The 599-nt window shown below is 71.1% G+C and carries 1 protein-coding gene; it reads left to right on the top strand.

Annotation, left to right across the window (positions count from 1 at the left end; all coding sequences use genetic code 11):
- Positions 1 to 48: 48 nt before the first annotated feature.
- A partial coding sequence (locus tag JCM19049_RS16980; protein WP_279403502.1) for a hypothetical protein occupies positions 49 to 599 on the top strand: 551 nt, incomplete at its 3' end.

Genomic DNA, 599 nt, shown 5'->3' with positions numbered 1-599 from the left:
CGAACAGCTGCGCACCACCCCCGCGGACACGACCCGCCCGGCCCGCCAGTGCAAGGCCGGGCATCGTTCAAGAACACCGCCGAACTGCTGGCCGCCTGGCTGCGCATCCCCTACTCCCAGGCCAACAAGATGGTGCTGGACGCCGCCGACCTCATCGCCCGCCGCGACCCGTCGGGCAACCAGCTGCCCCCGCGCTTCAGCCACCTGGGCCAGCTGTTCAACGACCCCGGCCAGGACCCGCAGCAGGTGCGGGAAACCAGCGGCAAGCTCTCCCGCCACGAACCGAAGGACACCAGTTTCGAGGGCGCCAGCAGCGCCCCGACGCTGACCCACGAGGACGGGCGCAGCATCGAGGAACACGCCGCCGAGGTCCTGCGCCGGGGGCACACCCCACGGGAAACCGACCAGCTGGTGCGCACGCTGATCGGCCGCGCCGCCGCAAACCCGCAGAACAGCTCCCCCGCTGCCCTGCGCCGCGGCCTGTTCCGGCTGCCCACGAACAACCCGCTGGTGCGCGAATACCTGCTGCGCGTCTCCATCCTGGAGGCCGAACGGTTGAATCGGCGATCGCCCAGGCCAACAACCCGCGCACCAATGCC

The organism is Arthrobacter sp. JCM 19049, from assembly GCF_001310435.1.
This window is presented reverse-complemented; position numbering and strand designations above follow the sequence as displayed.